The organism is Legionella jordanis (assembly GCF_900637635.1).
GTDB lineage: Bacteria > Pseudomonadota > Gammaproteobacteria > Legionellales > Legionellaceae > Tatlockia > Tatlockia jordanis.
On the sequence record NZ_LR134383.1, the window covers coordinates 2630958 to 2649142 of the forward strand.

Genomic DNA, 18185 nt, shown 5'->3' on the forward strand with positions numbered 1-18185 from the left:
AAATTGAATACAATGAAATTGGCGATTCCTTCCGATTGGAAAGAAAAATTGATCATCAAATATCATGAGGCTAATCGCTTTGTCTGGTTTGTCGCAGAGCATTTTATAAAAGATGATTGCACCTATCGAGCATCTGCACTGGCTTTTACCAGTTTACTTGCTGTCGTCCCTTTGATGAGCGTTGGTTTGGCCTTGCTGTCCGCGTTTCCAGTTTTTCAGAATTTGGCAGTCCCTTTGCAAAACTTTATTTTTGAAAATTTCGTTCCGACTACCGGTAAAATTATTCAAGATTATCTGCTGCAATTCTCAGCCCAAGTGTCAAAACTCTCGATTTGGGGGGTCGTGATATTAATGGTAACGGCCTTACTGGTGATGGTCACCATTGAAAAGGCTATGAACCGGATTTGGAAAACACACAGTTCCCGCAAGGGCGTGGCAGCTTTCCTTTTATACTGGGCCATTTTATCCCTGGCGCCTATTTTTTTAGGGCTCAGCTTGGCTGCCAGCTCTTATCTGTTATCCATTCCTTTTATCAAAGGGCATTCAGCCCCTTTGTTCTTTTTAAACAGCATCCCTTTTTTCCTGTCATTGATTGGCTTTACCTTTTTATATGTGGTTGTTCCTAACTGTCCTGTTAAAATAACTCATGGTTTATGGGGCGGCTTATTTGCGGCAGTACTATTTGAATCGGCAAAACAAGCTTTTGCTTATTATTTAGCTCAATATAATACCTATCAACTTTTATATGGAGCTTTTGCTACCATCCCCATCTTTTTTGTGTGGGTTTATTGGGTCTGGGTGATTACATTATTAGGCGCTGAAATCAGTTATGCTTTTTCCGTACATTATAAAAGGAGGCCTGGCATTCCCATTGAGGGCTTTTCTCATGCGCTTCTTTGGCTTTATCAACTTTGGCAAGCCCAGCAGCTCGGGAAGGGATTAAGCCGCGAGGCTTTGATTTCAGCAAGCACTCAACCGTTTGCCGTCAATGTGGATGATATGATTAATGAGCTTATTAAAATTGGGCTTGTGCACAATACGGCTCAAGATGAACTAATGCTCAGTCGTGATTTAAATCAAATTACTTTGTATTGGCTAAGCCAGCAACTTCCCTTTCGTTTGCCTACCCATGATGAGCTCAAACGAGAAAAAACCCCTCATGCCAATCACTGGCGTGGGGTTTTGGATAAAACCGATTTGGAGCTGCAAAAAACTTTAGATATTAATCTGCATCAGCTATTCAGCCAAAACTTTGAAGCTCACCCGCAAGCAAATTCTGCGGAGCATTAAGTCGTTGGGAACAGAATTTAAGTGCTTGAGAAAAATCCTGAATTACATTCCCTCGGCCAACCAAATCAATAATCCCCGCTTTCTCAAGCTTGGAGAAAACGCGAGAATTTGCACCGGTCAAAAATACCTCAACCTGTTTTTTATGAAGATTTTGGATGATTTCTTCCAGAGTTTGCAGTCCGGTAATGTCTATAAAGGGCACCCAGCGAAGTCTAATGATCAACATCTTTGGCTGTGTATGCGTTGCATTAAGAGTTTGTTCGAATTGTTCTACAGCACCAAAAAACAACGGCCCCTCTATCGCATAAACCAAGAGCCCTTCTGAAAGATTGGCTATGGCTTGCTTTGCTAGTTCCTTTTGCAAATCTTCCTCAGCGATTTGTTGCACTTCCACGCTAGAAGCCATTCTTCTTAAAAATTGCAAGATCGCTAAAATCACACCTATGTAAACCGCCATAACCAAATCAACTGTGATGGTTAAAGCAAAGGTAATCAATAGAATTGCTACATCAGCACGCGGAGCCCGTTTAATCATTTTTACAAAATGTTTAGCTTCGCTCATGTTCCATGCAACCACAAACAAGATTGCCGCCAAAGCTGCCAGTGGCACATCCACAGCAAGAGGGGCAAGAACAATAAGAACAGCTACAAGGGTGAGCGTGTGGACAATACCGGCAATAGGGCTTGTTCCACCGTTGCGGATGTTGGTGGCCGTTCGGGCTATCGCTCCGGTGGCAGCAAAACCGCCGAATAAGGGTGCAGCCATATTGGCAAGACCCTGGCCAATTAATTCCTGGTTGGAATCATGGCGGGTGCCAGCCATGCCGTCAGCTACCACAGCAGACAATAGTGATTCAATGGCTCCGAGCATCGCAATGGCAAAGGCTGGACCTAATAACTCCGATAAACGGCTTAAACTTATTTCTGGGAAATGGAAGCTTGGCAAACCCTGCGGAATGCCGCCAAAAGTACTGCCTATGGTTGCCACTCCTTTAAAATGGAATATAGATTGTAAGGCTGTAGCCAGCACCAAGGCCACTAAAGGACCTGGTATGCGTTTTAAAGCAGGCAACTTATAAGAGTATAAAACCACCAGTAGGGACATACAGGCTAACAATGTGGTGCTGAGACTCATTTGCGGAAAAACTTGCAGTAAATGCCAGAGTTTTTGATGAAAATGTTCTCCGCTTACTGCGGGCAGACCAAAGAAATCTTTCCACTGCCCAACCCAGATGATAACGCCAATTCCTGCCGTAAATCCTACAATGACTGGAGCAGGAATGAATTTAATGACTGTACCAAAGCGGGCAATGCCAAGAAAAAAAAGAATAACTCCGGCCATTATCGTTGCAATTTGCAGACCATCAATGCCATATTTGCCTGTTATTCCAGATAAGATAACGATGAATGCTCCAGTGGGACCTGCAATTTGTAAACGGCTTCCACCGAACACCGATACTAAAAATCCCGCTACAATGGCGGTATACAAACCCTGTTCAGGCTTGGCTCCAGAAGCAATTGCAAAGGCCATTGCCAAAGGCAAAGCCACTACTCCGACAATAATTCCTGAGATGACATTGGCAAGCCAATGTTGTCTTTGCAATAATCCGGCTCGATACGCTTCCAGAACAGCAATCATTCTTTATCCAAAGAGTCAATTTGCCCTTAAGTATACTCTTGTTGGCAGAGAGTTAGAATAAATAATTACAGTCAATAATTATTAGATGCATTATGCATCATTATTGATCATAAGAATTTATGCAGCTTAGAACAGCTGGAACAAACAACTTGCCCCAGCCTTAGTATTATAGGATATAGCGGGTTAAATCATCGTCCTCTACTAATTTACCCAGGTGTTTTTCAACATAAGAAGAGTCAATGTGAACGGTTTCACCAGCCTTATCCGTCGCTTCAAAAGAAATCACTTCTAATAGTCTTTCCATGACTGTGTAAAGCCGGCGTGCCCCTATATTCTCTGTGCGTTCATTTACTTTCCAGGCCACTTCAGCGATGCGACGAATGCCTGAGTCATCAAAGGTTAATGCTAAACCTTCAGTTGCCATCAGAGCAGCATATTGTTCAGTCAGTGAAGCACTGGGTTCAGTTAGGATGCGAACAAAATCCTCCACACTGAGCGCAGCCAACTCAACTCGAATGGGTAAACGACCTTGCAATTCGGCAATCAAATCAGAGGGTTTTGCCACATGGAAAGCACCTGAGGCAATAAACAGAATATGGTCGGATTTAATCATGCCGTATTTAGTAGAAACGGCCGTACCTTCCACCAAGGGCAAAAGATCCCGCTGGACTCCTTCACGGGACACATCCCCGCCGCCGCCATGCTCAGCTCTTTTAGCAACTTTATCCAATTCATCAATGAAAACAATGCCATTTTGCTCAACGTTTTCAATAGCGCGAGTCTTTATATCGTCTTCATTAACAAGTTTTGCCGCTTCCTCTTCTTTTAAAATCTTCATCGCCTTGGCTATGGTCATCTTGCGAGTTTTCGTGCGCCCACTGCCAATTTGTTGGAACATGGATTGTAATTGACTCGTCATTTCTTCCATACCTGGAGGGGCCATAATCTCAACACCCACCTGCGAAGCCGATAATTCTACTTCAATTTCATTCTCATCCAAGGCTCCTTCTCGAAGCTGTTTACGGAATATTTGTCGAGTTGAAGAATCTTTCTCAATAGGCGAAAGGCCAGAGCGAGGCGGAGGCAACAACACGTCCAAAACGCGTTCCTCAGCAGCATCTTCTGCCAAATGTTCAACCTTTTTCATGGCCAATTCGCGCTCTTGTTTGACCGCGATATCAATTAAGTCCCGCAATATGGAATCAACGTCACGCCCAACATAACCCACTTCCGTAAACTTGGTGGCTTCAACTTTAAGAAAAGGCGCTTTTGCCAATTTGGCCAAACGTCTGGCGATTTCGGTCTTACCTACGCCTGTAGGCCCAATCATCAAAATGTTTTTAGGCATAATTTCATTACGCAATGCCGAATCTTTGATTTGCATTCGCCGCCAGCGATTGCGAAGGGCTATCGCTACGGCGCGCTTCGCCTCATCTTGACCAATGATATGTTTGTCTAACTCTTGTACTATCTCTCGAGGAGTCATTGTTGCTGTTGATGTATTATTCACTGTTGCTATCCAATTCTTCGATGGTTAAATTGTGATTTGTATAAATGCAAATATCGGCAGCTATGGCCAGGCTCTTTTGGACGATGTCCAAAGCAGATAAATCGGTGTTTTCTAATAAAGCCCGAGCTGAAGATTGCGCAAAAGGCCCTCCCGAACCAATGGCAATGAGTCCTTGCTCTGGTTCAATGACATCACCATTCCCTGTGATGATTAGGGAAGCTTTGCTGTCTGCCACAGCCAAAAGTGCTTCTAAGCGTCGTAAAATTTTATCAGTGCGCCAATCTTTGGCTAATTCTACTGCGGCCCTTAGCAAATGCCCTTGATGCATTTCCAGTTTGCGTTCAAAACGCTCAAAAAGAGTAAATGCATCTGCTGTTCCACCCGCAAATCCGGCAATCACCTTATCTTTATAAAGACGCCGCACCTTACGGGCATTACCTTTCATAACGGTATTACCCATGGTAACTTGACCGTCCCCCCCAATCACTACCTTATTGCCGCGTCGAACGGACAAAATGGTTGTACCGCGATATTGATCCAAAATTAACCCTCAGTGTAAATTAGTTCGTCTAAGATGGGGCTGAAGAAAAAAAAATCAATAGGTCTGAGAATTTTTTTTTCATGGTTTATAGCTATAGATTAATCTGCAAAGTTACTGCACTTAACTATAAACAGGGATTAAGACCTTATTGCACTATCGGCTTTCCTGGGCCAAGGAGCTAAGCCTGGCATTTCCCACAAATCCCTTTCAATTCAATCACATCTTGACCTAAATGAAAGCAGTTGGATTGTGCCAGCGTTTCAAGGCCGCTCTGCAGATTGATGTCATAGATTTCTTGAACTTGATGACATTGATTGCAAACCATCAAAATTTCAGAGGGAAGTTTTTTTCCAGGCTCGTGACATAATGTGTAGGCCTGGATGGATTCAATCTTATGAACCACTCCATAGTCGACAAAATAATCCAGCACCCGATAGATAGAGGGAGCTGTTGAATTACTATGGATTGGCAAAAGCTTATTTAAAATTTCATAAGCTTTAAGGGGCTTTCTATTGTCCCACAACACAAAAAGCACGGTTTTACGTAAAGAGGTCAGCTTAAGATTCATTGATGCGCAATAATTTAAAAACGATGCTGGGTAAATCATTGAATTTTCTGTTTGCCCTCTATTACTTCAAACTTTAAACCGAGTCCTTCAGGAAGGATACACCATGAAGAAGCGGTGGAATGTCTAAATGCTCAGCGATACTTTGCCCAATATCGGCGAAACTGTCTCGACGGCCGATGAACGAGCTGCCAAGACTCGGGCCGTAAACAAGCACAGGTATATGTTCTCGCGTATGATCAGAGCCCGGCATGGTGGGATCACAACCATGATCAGCTGCGATTACCACAATATCATCCGCTCTTAGAAGTTTCTCCAATTCAGGAAGCCTTGCATCAAACTCTTCCAATGCATGGGCGTAACCGGCCACATCTCGACGGTGACCATAGGAAGAATCAAAATCCACAAAATTGGTAAAAATCAAACTTCCTTCCGGCGCTGTCTCCAAAGCTCCTAAGGTGGCATCAAACAAAGCCATATTGCCGTCCGCTTTAATCGTTTTTGTCATTCCTTGATGAGCAAAGATATCCGCAATCTTTCCTATTGCAATGACTTCCCGGCCTACACGCTTTAATTCATCCAATAAAGTCGGCGCTGGCGGTAAAGTTGCATAATCACGGCGGTTGCCAGTTCGTGAAAAAGAGCCGGCCTTGCCTATAAAAGGCCGGGCAATTACACGACCTATCTGATAGTCATCAACCAGTTCCCGCGCTATTTCACACACATCATACAGCCGTTGTAGACCGAAGGCTTCTTCATGCGCTGCAATTTGAAAGACACTATCAGCCGAGGTATAAACAATTGGTTTACCGGTTTTTAGGTGTTCTTCACCCAGCTCCTCGATAATAGTCGTCCCAGAGGCATGTTTTTGCCCCAAAACACCGGGCAACTTTGCTTTTTGTATTAATTCATCAATTAAGCTTTTTGGAAAGCAAGGAATTTCCTGTGGAAAATACCCCCACTCGAAACTTACTGGCACCCCTGCCAACTCCCAATGGCCACTGGGAGTGTCTTTACCCAAGCTTTGCTCCACTGCATAGCCGTAATAACCAAGAGGTTGTGGCAATTCGCCCAAATCCAGCAAGCGTTCACCACAGCTGGCCACTGCAGCGTGATACATGCCCCATTTGCTTAAATTTGGAATTTGCAAAGGACCGTGACGAAGCCCGGTTTTATCCGCTTCGCCTGCTTGGCAGGCTGTATGAATGTGGCCAAAAGTATTTGCGCCTTCATCCCCATAACGGGAAGCATCAAGACTTGCTCCAATGCCCAGAGAATCCATCAATAAAATGCAGACGCGTCCTGCCATTATTTATCCTCAATTTGTTTGCAATGAGTTTCCTTTAATCCCATTATGGCTACCAACGCTAACAGTAAACCAATGGGTAAGATAATCGCTGCAAATTGATAATCACCCAAGGAATAGACTGGAACATCATTTACCATGTGCATTTCACCATGTCCCATCAGCAAAATACTAAATAGATTTTGATAAATAATGTAACCACCCTGAGTTAAAACAGACACCACGCTGACTGCTGTTGCCGTCATTTGCGGTGAGTTGCTCTCTGCTACCAAAGCATAACTGATGACTTGAGCCGCAGTGAAAAAGCCGAGCAGGAAGAACAAAATTTTCATACCCAGCAATGAGACAGGCGCAAATAAAACAGCCAAAACTGTTATTAAAGAAGCAATGACACCCACCTTCATGGGCAAAACGCGAATTCTCAATTTATCCGAGAGCCATCCAATGATCGGCCCTCCGATGATGGCGCCTAAAAACAGCATGGTATTAACTACGGCAGCATCTTCTTTTGTAATCCCAAGTCTTTGCACCAAATACAGCGAGCCCATCATGGCACCAAATACCGCAATGGCCATGTTCATTAAACTGGTGTAAGAGGCCGCTCTTAAGGTTTGTGAATTTAGATAAGCTTTTTTAGCAGCGCTAAGCACTGAAATCTTGTGTTGAATTGTTTTCTTGGCCGATTCTCTATCAATTACGGTAAAGGACATAAACAGCAACATTGCCGTTCCAAGCCACCCCACTTGCATGAGGGAATCCCGCCATCCAATTTGATTTACCAGTTTGGTCAAAGGGTATTGGGCCAGCATCCCCCCGGTCATGGCCATGGTTACAATCGCACCAGTAATTAATGCCATGCGCTTTGGAGGAAACCATCGTGAAGCAATGCGAATTGGTCCTAAAAAGCAAAACGCGCTGCCAATACCAGTAACAAACCGACAAAAGAGTGCTAAATAAAATGATTGTGCATGAGCGAGTATAAATGTACTGATAACACAAAGAAACATGGCAACCAGAATGGTTTTTTTGGCTGAGAAGCGATCGAGCAGCATTCCGGCCACAAATAGGAAAAGCACATTAGAAAGATAATATATACTTGATAAGTAAGCCATTTTATCTGCTTGCACGTGAAAATCATGCATAATATTATCGGCAATGGATGCAAACATATTGCCCTGTATAAATTCGTAGAAGAAGAATAAAGAGGCACTAAAGCAAACAAACCAAGGCAGAAACGAATAGGTTGGCCTATCGTCTTGATATTCTTCCACCATCTGCATAAAAACTCCTATCCTAACGTTTGCAGTAAGTTTCGCGTGACAATAAGACGGCTATTAACGCAGCTATTGCCGCCACCGGGAACATCCACATGGCATATTGAAAGTCAGCGACTGAGTAGTTTTGTGTATTCATACCAGCATGATGCTGCATTAACCAGCCAAATAACACCTGGCCAACGCCGGCCCCCCCATAATGAGCACGGAAGCAAAACCTGTTGCTGCTCCGGTATTCTCTAAGGGGTTGCTTTCAGCGATAAGAGGATAACTGATGACCTGGGTACTAGTGAATAAACCCAAAGCAAAAAATAAAATACTTAACACAGTTTCTGATAGCACCGTATCCATAAACAAAGGAATCACAGTAATCAAGCTGGCAATGGCCCCTATAATCATGAGAGGCTTGCGGAGTCCTTGCCGATCAGAGAGCCATCCTACTAATGGACAACCGATAATGCTTCCTATAAAAATAAGGCTGACAACATTGCTGGCTGTGATTTGCGGCAAATGATGCGCCACTTGCAAATAACTAGCGCCCCATAAAGCACAAAGCACCATGATGGGTAAGTTCAGAAAACTGGTATAAAGCCCAGCCAGCCAGTTTTGTGGATTTCCCAGGGCTTGAGCAAAACTGAATTTAATTGCCCCTGTTTCTTTAAGCTTAATTTCCTTAGCAGGACTGTCTTGAATGATCCAATAGATCCATAGCAGCAGAAATGCCCCCGCAGCTCCATCAATTAACAAGGAATTACGCCAGCCATAATAATCATTCAGATGTGCAAAAGGCGTATGAGCAGTCATGCCACCAAGAAATGCCATAGTGACTATTGAGCCAATGACTAAAGCTTGGCGTCGCGGTGGAAACCAGCGCGACACCAGAACAACGCAGGACAAAAAGCAGAATGCATTGCCAATTCCTGAGAGGAAATGAAAAAAACAGGCTAGTATAAAGGAATGAGTCAAGGCAAAACCCACAGTTCCGATGACGCATACAGACATGGCTGTTAGGATGACCGAGCGGGTAGAGTAACGATCGAGGATAATCCCTGCGGGCAGCAAGAACAGAATGTCTGCCCATAAATAAGTACTGGACATCCAGCTTAGTTGAGTGGCATCCAGGTTAAAATCAGCACGTAAAGGTTGGTTAATGACGTCAAAAATATTTAATTGAAAAAATTCATAAAAGAAGAATAATCCAGCTGACAAGCAAACCAACCACGCCATGAAATGGTTATCGGATGACACAGGATGAGCATCCGCTGCGACAGATTCTGACAACATTACTCCTCGGCAAGGCGCAAAATTTTGCCGCTAATTATATCAAAAATTGCAACTAATTGGTACCTTTATTGCACAACTGCTTAATAAAAGCTTTTAATTCTTAATAATCAAGCAGTTTAACCCATTGATATTGTTAAAATTGCCCAGCAAGTTGATTGCAAACCCCTTCCCCTGCCTCGTTCTCAAGCCTGCCTGCAAGCACTGCATTGCCTGTAAAAAAGTAGCGGCATAGGATTTATAAGACTAAGGGGCAGCAATATGGCCTGATAACAGCAGGAGTAAAATTCCTCTGCCCAAAGTTAATGGCCCTCAAAATATAACGACAGTCACTTATCAGACTCAACCTCTTTGCAAATGGCTGCTAAAGGCATACCATGATGATTTCATCATGGAAAATTTTAATTAAGGATAGCAACTATGATTCCAGTTAAAGGCTATGCTGCACCTTCAGCCAAAGCCCCTCTTGAACCCTACTCATTTCAAAGAAGAGACGTTGGTGCTCATGATGTCTTAATTGATATTCGCTACTGTGGCATCTGCCATTCAGATATCCATCAAGCCCGAGACGAATGGGGTGGCTCTTTGTTCCCAATGGTACCAGGACATGAAATTGTCGGGATTGTTACAGAGGTGGGTAAAGAAGTTCGTAAATTTAAGGTTGGCCAGCATGTGGGCGTCGGTTGCATGGTTAATTCCTGCCGTCATTGTGAAAATTGTGGAGACGGATTGGAGCAATATTGCGCAGAAGGAGCCACGATGACTTACAATGGCATGGAACGGGATGGAAGCCAGGTAACTCAAGGGGGCTATTCAAATAAAATCATTGTGAACGAAGATTTTGTTTTGCATTTGCCTGAAAATTTGCCACTTGACGCCACAGCCCCTCTGCTTTGCGCAGGCATTACACTTTACTCTCCTCTTAGGCATTGGGGGGCAGGACCAGGTAAGCAAGTTGCCATTCTTGGTTTGGGTGGTTTAGGTCATGTGGGTGTCAAATTGGCTCATGCAATGGGTGCGGAGGTAACGGTGTTAAGCCATTCCAACCGCAAACAAGAAGACAGCAAACGCTTAGGGGCTGACCACTTCTATGCAACCTCCAACCCAGAGACATTTAAACAATTAGCTAATCATTTTGATTTAATCATCTGCACAGTCTCTGAGGGCATTGACTGGAATGAGTATTTAAAGCTCTTAAAGCGTGATGGGACAATGGTCCTACTCGGGGTTCCTGAAAAGAATGTACCTGTTGCTGCAATCTCTCTAATTGGCGGGAGGCGGTGCCTGGCTGGTTCTTTAATCGGAGGGATTAAAGAAACGCAGGAAATGCTTGATTTTTGCGGCGAGCATGATATCACGGCCGATATTGAACTTATTCCAATACAGAAGGTAAATGAAGCGTATGAGCGTGTGATGAAAAGTGATGTGCGCTATCGGTTTGTTATCGATATTGCCTCATTGGAAAATGCCCAAAGCAACGGATAAGGTATTTTTTTGTAGGAAGGAGCCATGTTTTTTCGCTATTTAATCAATTCATTTTCAGTATGGCAACTGTTTTTAATCAATTTTTCCATACTGGCCTTGATTTCATTATTAGCCACTTATCTAGGCTCCCTCCTCATTTCCCCGGACAAAATTGATCACGACTTCACTCGAAGTACAGACAGCGTGCTAAATATCCTAGGAAGCGGTTATGGCATTTTTTTAGGATTTGTGATCATTACTCTCTGGAACCATTATCTTAATGTCCAGAAGATCGTTTACGAAGAAGCAGATGCAGCCAGTGCTTTGGTAAGGGAGTTAGAGGTTTTTCCAGCACAAGATGCTCAGCCGTTAAAACAAAGCATCAGAGACTATCTGGAAGCGGTTCGTAAAAATGAATGGCTCACCATGAGATTAGGTCAGGAAAGTAGCCAAACATGGGCCGCAACAGGCAAGTTATACACAATCCTGCAAAAGTTTACCCCTCATAACAGCAAAGAAGAGTTTTATTATCGCCAACTCATCTCCCATTTGGACACCATGCTGAAAGCGCGCCGCGATCGCCTAATTGCCGCCAAAAGCATCCTTAATAATGAATTGCGGACTGCCTTAATTTTAGGCGCTATTGTCATAGTTTTTCTATCAAGTCTGTTAAAATCCAGAGAAGGATCACTGCGGATTTTCTCCAATTTGTGTCTGGCGATGGTCCTCGGATTCAATTTAACTCTGGCTCTTAATTTTGATTTTCCTTTCTCAGGAGCAATTTCCGTCAGCGATAAACCTTTATATCAAGGAATGCTTGCAAAAATCTGAAAGAATCTTTTCAATGCACTCCTGTATTCATTTGAAACTATGGAGAAGCGATGGCATTAGTATCGGAAGTTATTAGTGAGTTTCAGCAAGGTTTTGGCTACCTCGATGAAAACGGTCGTCGAATGGCCCCCAGGTATAAGTTTTGGGATCAACCACGGCTGCGAAAGAAGTTAACCGATGTAGTATTAACCAAGGAGCTGGAAAGCATAGCTGGTATTCTTAAAAAAAATATGTCTGATTTACATTCACAGTATGGAACTGAAGAGTTTGAATTGCTTCAAAATTTGTTTTTTGAGTTAATTTCACAAGCCATGCATGAAGCTCGCATAAAGCGTTTTGCCCGTGGCAAAATAGAAACCAGTAATTATAGGGTGAACAATCATTACATCCTGGAACGTTCCGTTATTCCTGTAAAACCAGGCTTGTTTGAGAGTGAATTAATAAACGGCCTAACCGCAATAAAAAATAAATTTCCCCAATATAGAGATTTTATTAATAATACATTGCAAAAAATGAATGAGACCACCATTACACCCTATACCTTCTTCCAGGACAGTATGTTTAAAGATGGCCGCGGTCGTGAGCATTATTCGTCGAGCTTTCAAGAATACCCAGCAGAGGATTTTTACAAACTTGAAATTCGCGAAATGTTCGCTAAACATCATCTACGAAGAATGTAGTCTGGCTAATATTCAGGAGTTTGGGATTACCATTTAAAAGTAGGACTGCTGCTCATGACAACTAACATGTTTAGTCGTCGCATCCAGTACGTATTGATATACTTTAATTAAGAACTCTTTTTTGGTTTGATTAAATTCATTTTCAATGCATTCAATCTGTTGGCGAGATAATGATTCCGGCTTTACAGATTGAATGGCTTTTCTCATTCTACCCAATCTTAAAGCATCGAAATAAAAGAAAGAATTGCTTTGGTAAATTCGCTCATTGAATATTAAATTCTTAAACTCAGTATTTACGGTAAAACTTCGTATCTCACCTTGACTCATGGTTTTATTAAAAAGAAAGCAGATTTTATTTAACAGGAAAAATTCCCTAAAAATCCCAGCGGTGGTCTTATTTACAATTGAGCAATTAATAAGAGGTAAGGCCAGACCAACGTAGTTCAAAAAAAGAATATCAAATATCTTTTCGATATAATTTTCGACATCTTTTTCTCGATGGGCTTTAAAAGCCCTCCTAATGAAATGATAATCAAAACCATCTTTAGAAAATGAATTCACTCCATTATCCAGGTACCATATTAGATAGAAATTACCTTCCCAAGGATTTTTAAAATATTCTTCCACGACCCTATTTTGTATTCGACGTATCTCATCAATCAGTGTGGCTGTTAATACCAGACGCGCTTTCGGCCTCAGACAAATTCCCATTCCATTTCTATTGATTTCCCTGATCGTTAGTAGCTCAAGGGTTGACATAGTCTCTTCTGAACGTAAACGGTTCCAAAAGTATAGTTTGCAATCCCGCTATGTTCAGATTTTATGCAATTATTAATTGACATTGGTTGTTTTTTGTTCATAAATTAAAAAATGTTTCTCTTTCACTCTTAGGTAAGATGGTTATGAATAAAATTCATGAATTAGTCGTAGTTGAAAAAGGAGCAGTATTGGGAGATAACATTGAAATAAACCCTTTTTGCAGCATTGGGAGTGAAGTGGTCATTGAGGATAATGTAAAAATTCATGAACACGTTGTCATTAAAGGAAAAACAGTCATAGGAGCCGGTACAGAAATATACCCTTTTGCCAGCATTGGCCTACCTCCACAGGATTTAAAATATCGAGGAGAAAGATCCGAAACCATCATAGGTAAAAATTGCCAAATAAGAGAACACGTAACTATTCATGCTGGTACAGCCTCAGGGATAATGCTCACCAAGGTGGGAGATAATTGCTTGCTGATGGCAGGCTCACACGTGGCTCACGATTGCATTGTAGGCAATGAAGTCATCATAGCCAATTGCGCCGCCCTGGCCGGCCATGTTGTGATTGATGATTTTTGCATCATTGGGGGGCTTGCGGCAATTCTACAATTTGTAAGAATTGGCAAATATGCCATGATTTGCGGAATGACCGGGGTAACTACTAATGTTCCTCCCTTTGCCATGGTTTTCGGCAACCGTGGCTATCTATCCGGGCTAAACCTCGTGGGAATGAAAAGACGAGGATTTACTCGCGAGGAAATTAAAGAAATCAATTCATTATATAAAATAATTTTTTTTAATAATGAGCTGAGTTTTAAAGCCCGAGTCGAAGCCGCAAAAGAAAGGGTAAATAGCATTCATGGCCAGGAAATCATTAACTTCTTATCCGAAAATTCAAAGAAAAACTTTTGTCAACCAAGGATGAACAATGAAGCCGAATAAAATTGCGCTGATAGCGGGAGAAGGTGATCTCCCGGCTGAAATCTTTCATCAATGTAAGAAAGATGAAATAGAAATTAAAATTCTTAACGTGTCTGGGGGAGAAAACTTCAAATTGGCTGATGAAGATTTTTTACCAGTGGATAAAAATAATTTACCCAACATTATCGCCTTATTAAAGAAAGAAGGGTTTAACGATCTGGTTTTTGCTGGCAGGGTTGAGCACTCTTTGCTGTTTGAAGATTATAGCCATCTGCGCATGCCAAACTCCACCTCATTGCAAGAGGTGATCAGCCAGGGAGACAACAGCTATTTTTCAGGCATTGTTCAGTTTGTGGAATCCTTAGGCTTTTGTGTTATCGGAGTTCATGAAATTCTCAAGGAATCGGTTGTTCAAAAAGAGCTGTTAACCGAAGTTCATCCCTCTGAAAACTGTCAAAAAGACATCCAATTAGGGTTTAGAATTGCCAAAAATATTGGCGACATGGACATTGGGCAGGCTGTTATTCTGGAGAATGGCTATGTCTTGGGTGTTGAGGCCATTGAAGGGACTGACAATTTGATTAAACGTTGCCAACAATTTAAATCCCCGCACAGGAGTGGTGTTTTGGTTAAAATCAAAAAGAAGAATCAGGAAATTCGCATAGATCTCCCGGTGATTGGCGAAACCACGATTAAACATGTGTTCAAAGCCAATCTCGCTGGTGTTGCTCTCGAGGCGGGCGCATCCATTCTCATTAATAAAGAACAAGTAATTAAAACCGCGAATCAACTCGGCCTGTTTATCATTGGTGTTTAAAAATTTTAGCCATGATCAAACATTTCTTAACAGTAAAACATTTGCCTTATGGCATGCTGTTTCTGGTGAGCTTAAGTTCAAGCATAATGCCGCCTCTGATTGGCCCTTTATTTATAAGCCAGTACGGAATTTTACCTCATGAAAGTCAATATTTCAGACTAAATGCCTATGGATTTACCGTAGGATTTTATTTCATTGGCACCATCATTGGCAGCTACATCTGGGGAGCTATCTCCGACAATGTTGGTACTAAAAAAACCCTATTGTATTGCCTTGTAGGTTCCATTTTCTCCTATCTCATTTGTATATACGCTTTGGTTCAAATCAGTTTTGTATTATTCATGCTAGGGCGAACGTTAGATGGCATCATGTCGGGAAGAAGAGCCGTTATACTTGCTGCCTTGTCCCAGCTTAAAACTCCCAAGAACACTGTTTTTAGAGTGGCTGAACTGTTTAATGCCGGCGGCCTTCTCATTGGCCCCATTCTTTCTAGTCTGGTTTTAAGTTATGCCGATACAGCTGAGCCGCTTTATTATTATTCAGGTCCTTTGCTGGTGGTATTGTTTCTAACAATAATCAATATTGCCATAATTCCCCTGGTGAAAGAGGATAGACAAACTTCTCAAATTAATTTAGAAGAGCAATTCCATTTAAAAAAGATAATGAAACAGTCGGTGATTATTGAATATTTTTTCCTGCAAATGGCTTGGTATTTATTCTATATCGCCATACTGCCCTTTTCGATTTTAAGGATGAAATTTAACAGTTTCTCCATTGGTGTTTTTTTCTCTTCCTTGGTTTTGGCCTACATGTTGTTTTTAGCCATTCAGAAAAGTTTGATGCGCACTTTATATTTTGATGTAAAAGTACTGGCGCTAGTGGTTTTAATCGTATCTTTAATCATTATGGGACAGGTCAATGCCCAATTGATGTTCTTTACCTTGCTCAACATAGGCGTCGTATTCTCCTACTCGCTGCTTAATCCTCATTACACCACCATCATTTCAAAGATTTCAAACGAATCTAACCAAGGAAAAATATTAGGGATTCAATCAGCAGTAAACGCTGTTTCTTCAGCCATTGTTGCTTTGCTGTCCGGTTCATTGATGAATATTTCATTGAACTTGCCGTTTTATATTGCAGGAGGATTTGCCCTCCTGGTTTTCCTGTTGGTCCGTCTAAAAAGTAATGGTTAAAAACGCCCTCACCTGTTCACCACTATATTCTATTTTTATAATCCTTAAAGGCCAATTCAGCTGCGCATAATCTTTGCAAATTGCTAGAAAATGTCCTATTTTTTATATATTTGAGATCCTGTGCATTATTATGAAATCCTTAAAATGTCCAAGTTGCGGAGCCAGTTCTAAATCTCCGCTCATCAACGGGATCTCAGACGACAACCAGGCTCTTTTGCAATCATTTGTTCAAGATTGTGAAGATTACGCCCTCTTTTTATTGGATGCTCATGGTTTCATCATCAGTTGGAACAGCGGGGCAGAAATCATTAAAGGATACAAGGAAGAGGAAATTCTAGGTAAACATTTTTCAATCTTCTATCCTCCTGAGGCAGTTAAAAATCATTTCCCAGAATATGAACTTGAAATGGCGAGCAAACATGGTCGTTTTGAAGACCTTGGTTGGCGGGTACGTAAGGGAGGTTCACGTTTTTGGGCTAATGTAATTATTACTGCCATAAAAGATGATCAAGGTAAAACAATTGGTTATGGTAAAGTCACCCGCGATTTAACTGAGCGAAAAAATTTTGAAGAAAAAATCAATTTTTTATTAAATCATGACATGCTTACAGGTTTGTATAACCGGACGGCCTTTATAGAAACTTTAAAAAGAGAACTAAACAAATCCAGACGAAATGATACTTCCGTTGCTGTATTAATGCTTGATGTAGATGATTTTAAAAACATCAATGATTCCTATGGTCACTATATAGGTGACAAGCTGTTGATATCCATTGCCGACAAATTACAACAATGCGTTCGCAAAGAGGACTTTGTGGCACGGCTCGGAGGTGATGAGTTCGTAATCATTTTCCCTAACATAAAAAATGAATCCGACATCGAATTGCTCGCGCAAAAATTACTCGCCCGCTTTAAAAAACCGGTTAAACTCGAAAGTCATTGCTTTTACTCAACAGTCAGCATTGGAATTTCAGTTTCCTCAAAGGTGAATCATGATTGCACAAGCCTGGTGAAAAATGCTGATATCGCTTTATCTTCCGTCAAGAATTTTGGACACAGCAATTATCAATTTTTCTCAGATGAACTCAGCTCAATGTTTAAAAAAAATTCTGAATTGCAAAGTTTATTGCCTCTTGCGATTGCCAATAACGAACTCTTCCTGGTCTTCCAACCACAATACAATTTATCGAATAGAAGGATTGTCGGAATTGAGGCCCTGCTTCGATGGCAACAATCCCAACTAGGATTAATCATGCCGGATGACTTTATTCCAATCGCTGAAAAAAGTGGAATTATTGTGCAACTTGGCGAATGGGTATTAAAAACTGCTTGTACACAGTATATGTCATGGTTGGCTGAGGGCTTAGTATCTAAAGAAATCAAATTAGCGGTTAATGTTTCTCCCCTTCAGTTATCCCAAGAAAAATTCATTGATTCATTCATGCTGGTCCTTAAAGATTCTAAAATCCCACCGCAATATTTAGAGCTGGAATTAACAGAAACAGCCGTCATGTTAAACTCAGTGGATTTGGATGCTATTTTTAGGCAATTACAAAACATCGGTGTTAGCATAGCAATCGATGATTTTGGGACAGGCTATTCATCACTGAGTCGAATCAAAGAACTACCAGTTAGCACATTAAAAATAGACCGATCATTCATACAAGGCATAGATAAAACAGCCAATGATGCAACCCTTGTAAAATCCATCATTACCCTGGGTAAAAATTTAGGTCTGACTATCATCTCTGAGGGCGTGGAAACTGAGGAACAAATTCAGATACTGAGCCGCTATCGTTGTAAAATCGTGCAAGGGTTTTATTTTGGAGAAAAACCCCTGCGCCGGGAAGAACTCACCCAACTGCTTAGGGAACAACAAGCCACTTTGTCTAAATAGTTTATTTACTTCAGCGGCTCAAACGCTTTCTTGCTATATTTGAAATTTTCTGATCTTAAACCTTTGCAAAACCTTTTGTAAGTTAGTTAAACCAACAGTATTAAAGGCAGTTAGCATCGTTTTTGCGCATTCAAAAAAAGCAAAGTTTGCCCTGAGTTTTCCTCTACTTTCCACAAAGTTATTCACAGATTTTGGGGATAACTTAAATC

Annotated in this window: 15 protein-coding genes and 1 pseudogene; 8 read left to right on the forward strand and 8 right to left on the reverse strand. The window is 41.6% G+C overall.

What is annotated here, in order from left to right:
* Positions 1–12: 12 nt before the first annotated feature.
* A complete protein-coding gene (locus tag EL203_RS11900; RefSeq protein WP_058470686.1) occupies positions 13–1290 on the forward strand; it encodes a YihY family inner membrane protein in 1278 nt (425 codons plus the stop codon).
* On the opposite strand, the gene EL203_RS11905 is transcribed toward EL203_RS11900, so the two are convergent.
* The 7 genes and pseudogenes from EL203_RS11905 to EL203_RS11935 all read right to left on the reverse strand — a co-directional run bounded on the left by EL203_RS11905 (position 1241) and on the right by EL203_RS11935 (position 9409).
* Positions 1241–2929, reverse strand: coding sequence for a SulP family inorganic anion transporter (locus EL203_RS11905; RefSeq protein ID WP_058470687.1), 1689 nt, complete (start codon positions 2927–2929; stop codon positions 1241–1243). The genes EL203_RS11900 and EL203_RS11905 overlap by 50 nt on opposite strands.
* A 166-nt stretch (positions 2930–3095) precedes the next feature.
* Positions 3096–4415, reverse strand: a complete 1320-nt coding sequence (gene hslU, locus EL203_RS11910) for an ATP-dependent protease ATPase subunit HslU (RefSeq protein ID WP_058472180.1) — start codon at positions 4413–4415, stop codon at positions 3096–3098.
* 16 nt (positions 4416–4431) lie between these two features.
* Positions 4432–4980 carry an ATP-dependent protease subunit HslV gene (hslV, locus tag EL203_RS11915; protein ID WP_058470688.1) on the reverse strand — a complete coding sequence of 183 codons (549 nt, stop codon included), beginning with the start codon at positions 4978–4980 and terminating at the stop codon, positions 4432–4434.
* A gap of 178 nt (positions 4981–5158) precedes the next feature.
* A complete protein-coding gene (locus EL203_RS11920) occupies positions 5159–5548 on the reverse strand; it encodes a Fur family transcriptional regulator (RefSeq protein ID WP_058470689.1) in 390 nt (129 codons plus the stop codon).
* 73 nt (positions 5549–5621) lie between these two features.
* Entirely contained in the window at positions 5622–6854 is a 1233-nt protein-coding gene (locus EL203_RS11925; protein ID WP_058470690.1) for a phosphopentomutase, read from the reverse strand.
* Positions 6854–8131, reverse strand: coding sequence for an MFS transporter (locus tag EL203_RS11930; RefSeq protein ID WP_058470691.1), 1278 nt, complete (start codon positions 8129–8131; stop codon positions 6854–6856). Before EL203_RS11930 ends, EL203_RS11925 begins: the two co-directional genes overlap by 1 nt.
* Positions 8132–8144: 13 nt before the next feature.
* Positions 8145–9409: pseudogene (locus EL203_RS11935) on the reverse strand (MFS transporter).
* 417 nt (positions 9410–9826) lie between these two features.
* On the opposite strand from EL203_RS11935, the gene EL203_RS11940 reads away from it, so the two are divergent.
* The 3 genes from EL203_RS11940 to EL203_RS11950 are packed head-to-tail and all read left to right on the forward strand — an operon-like array spanning position 9827 to position 12381.
* On the forward strand, positions 9827–10891 hold the full coding sequence (locus tag EL203_RS11940) for an NAD(P)-dependent alcohol dehydrogenase (protein WP_058470693.1): 1065 nt from the start codon (positions 9827–9829) through the stop codon (positions 10889–10891).
* A 24-nt stretch (positions 10892–10915) separates the two neighbouring features.
* Positions 10916–11701 carry a bestrophin-like domain gene (locus EL203_RS11945; RefSeq protein ID WP_058470694.1) on the forward strand — a complete coding sequence of 262 codons (786 nt, stop codon included), beginning with the start codon at positions 10916–10918 and terminating at the stop codon, positions 11699–11701.
* A 50-nt stretch (positions 11702–11751) separates the two neighbouring features.
* Complete coding sequence (locus EL203_RS11950) at positions 11752–12381, forward strand: hypothetical protein (RefSeq protein ID WP_058470695.1); 630 nt, start codon at positions 11752–11754, stop codon at positions 12379–12381.
* 33 nt (positions 12382–12414) lie between these two features.
* Here EL203_RS11950 and EL203_RS11955 read toward each other — a convergent pair whose 3' ends face one another.
* Positions 12415–13140 (reverse strand): hypothetical protein, encoded by a 726-nt coding sequence (locus EL203_RS11955; RefSeq protein ID WP_126320122.1) that lies wholly within the window; start codon positions 13138–13140, stop codon positions 12415–12417.
* 143 nt (positions 13141–13283) lie between these two features.
* Here EL203_RS11955 and lpxA point away from each other — a divergent pair, with 143 nt between their 5' ends.
* The 4 genes from lpxA to EL203_RS11975 all read left to right on the forward strand — a co-directional run bounded on the left by lpxA (position 13284) and on the right by EL203_RS11975 (position 17976).
* The gene (lpxA, locus tag EL203_RS11960; RefSeq protein ID WP_064108428.1) at positions 13284–14087 is read left to right on the forward strand and encodes an acyl-ACP--UDP-N-acetylglucosamine O-acyltransferase; all 804 of its coding nucleotides are present in this window, start codon (positions 13284–13286) and stop codon (positions 14085–14087) included.
* Complete coding sequence (locus EL203_RS11965; protein ID WP_058470698.1) at positions 14074–14883, forward strand: LpxI family protein; 810 nt, start codon at positions 14074–14076, stop codon at positions 14881–14883. Before lpxA ends, EL203_RS11965 begins: the two co-directional genes overlap by 14 nt.
* A gap of 11 nt (positions 14884–14894) precedes the next feature.
* Complete coding sequence (locus EL203_RS11970) at positions 14895–16079, forward strand: MFS transporter (RefSeq protein ID WP_058470699.1); 1185 nt, start codon at positions 14895–14897, stop codon at positions 16077–16079.
* A 130-nt stretch (positions 16080–16209) separates the two neighbouring features.
* Complete coding sequence (locus tag EL203_RS11975; protein ID WP_058470700.1) at positions 16210–17976, forward strand: putative bifunctional diguanylate cyclase/phosphodiesterase; 1767 nt, start codon at positions 16210–16212, stop codon at positions 17974–17976.
* Positions 17977–18185: the final 209 nt, after the last annotated feature.

Excerpts from the sequence above, each read along its gene's own strand:
- EL203_RS11900 (WP_058470686.1), top strand. The coding sequence starts at position 13 with ATGAAATTGGCGATTCCTTCCGATTGGAAAGAAAAATTGATCATCAAA.
- EL203_RS11905 (WP_058470687.1), bottom strand. The coding sequence starts at position 2,929 with ATGATTGCTGTTCTGGAAGCGTATCGAGCCGGATTATTGCAAAGACAA.
- hslU (WP_058472180.1), bottom strand. The coding sequence starts at position 4,415 with ATGACTCCTCGAGAGATAGTACAAGAGTTAGACAAACATATCATTGGT.
- EL203_RS11920 (WP_058470689.1), bottom strand. The coding sequence starts at position 5,548 with ATGAATCTTAAGCTGACCTCTTTACGTAAAACCGTGCTTTTTGTGTTG.
- EL203_RS11925 (WP_058470690.1), bottom strand. The coding sequence starts at position 6,854 with ATGGCAGGACGCGTCTGCATTTTATTGATGGATTCTCTGGGCATTGGA.
- EL203_RS11930 (WP_058470691.1), bottom strand. The coding sequence starts at position 8,131 with ATGCAGATGGTGGAAGAATATCAAGACGATAGGCCAACCTATTCGTTT.
- EL203_RS11940 (WP_058470693.1), top strand. The coding sequence starts at position 9,827 with ATGATTCCAGTTAAAGGCTATGCTGCACCTTCAGCCAAAGCCCCTCTT.
- EL203_RS11945 (WP_058470694.1), top strand. The coding sequence starts at position 10,916 with ATGTTTTTTCGCTATTTAATCAATTCATTTTCAGTATGGCAACTGTTT.
- EL203_RS11950 (WP_058470695.1), top strand. The coding sequence starts at position 11,752 with ATGGCATTAGTATCGGAAGTTATTAGTGAGTTTCAGCAAGGTTTTGGC.
- EL203_RS11955 (WP_126320122.1), bottom strand. The coding sequence starts at position 13,140 with ATGTCAACCCTTGAGCTACTAACGATCAGGGAAATCAATAGAAATGGA.
- lpxA (WP_064108428.1), top strand. The coding sequence starts at position 13,284 with ATGAATAAAATTCATGAATTAGTCGTAGTTGAAAAAGGAGCAGTATTG.
- EL203_RS11965 (WP_058470698.1), top strand. The coding sequence starts at position 14,074 with ATGAAGCCGAATAAAATTGCGCTGATAGCGGGAGAAGGTGATCTCCCG.
- EL203_RS11970 (WP_058470699.1), top strand. The coding sequence starts at position 14,895 with ATGATCAAACATTTCTTAACAGTAAAACATTTGCCTTATGGCATGCTG.
- EL203_RS11975 (WP_058470700.1), top strand. The coding sequence starts at position 16,210 with ATGAAATCCTTAAAATGTCCAAGTTGCGGAGCCAGTTCTAAATCTCCG.